At 62.8% G+C, this 2,226-nt stretch carries 2 protein-coding genes; both read left to right on the top strand.

Going from position 1 to position 2,226, the window contains the following annotated elements:
- On the top strand, positions 1-1,497 hold a 1,497-nt coding region (locus tag AC1DVM_RS23020), incomplete at its 5' end, for an NADH-quinone oxidoreductase subunit M (RefSeq protein WP_477258445.1).
- Between the two features lie 7 nt (positions 1,498-1,504).
- Positions 1,505-2,226, top strand: a 722-nt coding sequence (locus tag AC1DVM_RS23015) for an NADH-quinone oxidoreductase subunit N (RefSeq protein WP_477258443.1), incomplete at its 3' end; no start/stop codon positions are given.

The raw sequence follows: 2,226 nt of genomic DNA, 5'->3' as shown, positions 1-2,226 counted from the left end.
ATTCTCTCCGGCCTGCTCGTTCTTCCGCTCGTCGGCGCGGCGTTCATCCTCACCCTTCGCGGTGACGGCGAGGCGGCAAAGGCGAACGCCCGCTGGGCGGCGCTGGCGACGACGGTCCTGACCTTCCTGCTTTCGCTCGTGGCGTGGAGCCGGTTCGACACGGGCAGCGCTTCGTTCCAGCTCGTGGAAAGCCATGTCTGGCTCACCGACACGATCCGCTTCAAGCTCGGCGTCGACGGCTTCTCGATGCCGTTCGTCCTTCTCACCACGTTCCTGATGCCGTTCTGCATCCTCGCTTCGTGGGACTCGATCCAGCATCGGGTAAAGGAATACTTCGTCGCCTTCCTCGTCCTTGAAATGACGATGATCGGCGTCTTCGTGGCGCTCGATCTCGTGCTCTTCTACCTGTTCTTCGAAGCAGGCCTGATCCCGATGTTCCTGATCATCGGAATCTGGGGCGGCAAGCGCCGCATCTATGCGAGCTTCAAGTTCTTCCTCTACACGCTGCTGGGTTCGGTGCTGATGCTGCTCGCCATCATGGCGATGTATTGGGCGGCTGGCACCACCGACATCCCGACGCTGCTGCAATTCAAGTTCGCGTCGAACCTGCAGACCTGGCTCTGGCTCGCCTTCTTCGCGTCCTTCGCGGTGAAGATGCCCATGTGGCCGGTGCACACATGGTTGCCGGATGCGCACGTGGAAGCGCCGACCGCCGGATCGGTGATCCTGGCGGGCATTCTCCTGAAGATGGGCGGCTACGGCTTCATCCGTGTGTCGCTGCCGATGTTCCCGGAGGCGTCGGTCTATTTCGCCCCGATGGTGTTCGCGCTGTCGGTCATCGCCATCGTCTACACGTCGCTCGTGGCGCTCGTTCAGACCGACATGAAGAAGCTGATCGCCTATTCGTCGGTGGCCCATATGGGCTTCGTCACGATGGGCATCTTCAGCATAAACCCGCAAGGGATCCAGGGGGCGATGTTCCAGATGGTGTCGCACGGGCTCGTCTCGGGTGCGCTCTTCCTCTGCGTCGGCGTTGTCTATGACCGTCTTCATACCCGTGAGATCTCGGCCTATGGCGGGCTGGTCGAGCGCATGCCGCTCTATGCGGTCGCCTTCATGGTCTTCACCATGGCCAATGTGGGCCTGCCCGGAACGTCGGGTTTCGTTGGTGAATTCCTCACGCTGCTCGGCGCGTTCCAGGCCAATACCACGGTGTCGTTCCTGGCCACGACCGGCGTCATCCTGTCGGCCGGCTACGCGCTCTGGCTCTATCGCCGGGTCGTGTTCGGCGTCCTCGACAAGCCCCAGCTCAAGACGATCGCCGATCTCAACCGCCGCGAGATGATCATCCTCGCGCCGCTCGTCCTGCTCGTCATCTATTACGGCGTGCAGCCGGCCCCGATCCTCGACGCCTTCGCGGCGCCGACGGAGGCTCTCATGAAGAGCTACGAGGCCGCGCTCGCCACGGTAAAAACTGCGGCTTTGGCCGCGCACTGAGGTTTCGATGAACACCGCCTTCGCCATTCCCGCTTTCGGCCCGGTTCTGCCCGAGATCATTCTCGCGGCGGGTGTGCTCGTCCTCGTGCTGTTCGGCGCCATCCGCGGCGAACGGTCCGCCGGGACGGTCAATATCCTGTCGCTGGCGCTTCTCGGCGCGGCTTTCATCGCCGTGCTGATGCTGCCATCCGAGCGCGTGGAAACGATGGCCGGCTCCTTCATCGTCGATACCTTCGCCAAGTTCATGAAGTCGCTGACGCTCATCGCCTCGGCGGCCGGGATCATCCTGGCGCTCGACTTCATGCGCCGCGCCCGCATCGAGCGCTTCGAATATCCGATCCTGATCCTTCTCTCGACCATCGGCATGATGATGGTGATCTCGTCGAACGACCTGATCGCGCTCTATCTCGGCCTCGAATTGCTCAGCCTTTCATCCTACGTCATCGCCGCCTTCGACCGGGACAACTTACGCTCGACCGAGGCGGGCCTGAAGTATTTCGTTCTCGGCGCCCTGTCGTCGGGAATGCTGCTCTACGGCGCCTCACTGGTTTATGGCTTCACCGGCAGCGTGTCGTTCCCGACGATCGCCGCGACCGTGCAGGGCAATGCCGGGTTCGGGCTGATCTTCGGCCTCGTCTTCGTGGCGGCGGGCATCGCCTTCAAGATCTCTGCGGTGCCGTTCCACATGTGGACGCCGGACGTCTATGAGGGCGCGCCGACTCCGGTCAC

This window comes from Microvirga sp. P4_A5, assembly GCF_056402495.1.
Note: the sequence above shows the minus strand (reverse complement) of the source record. Positions and strands in the feature narration are given on the sequence as shown.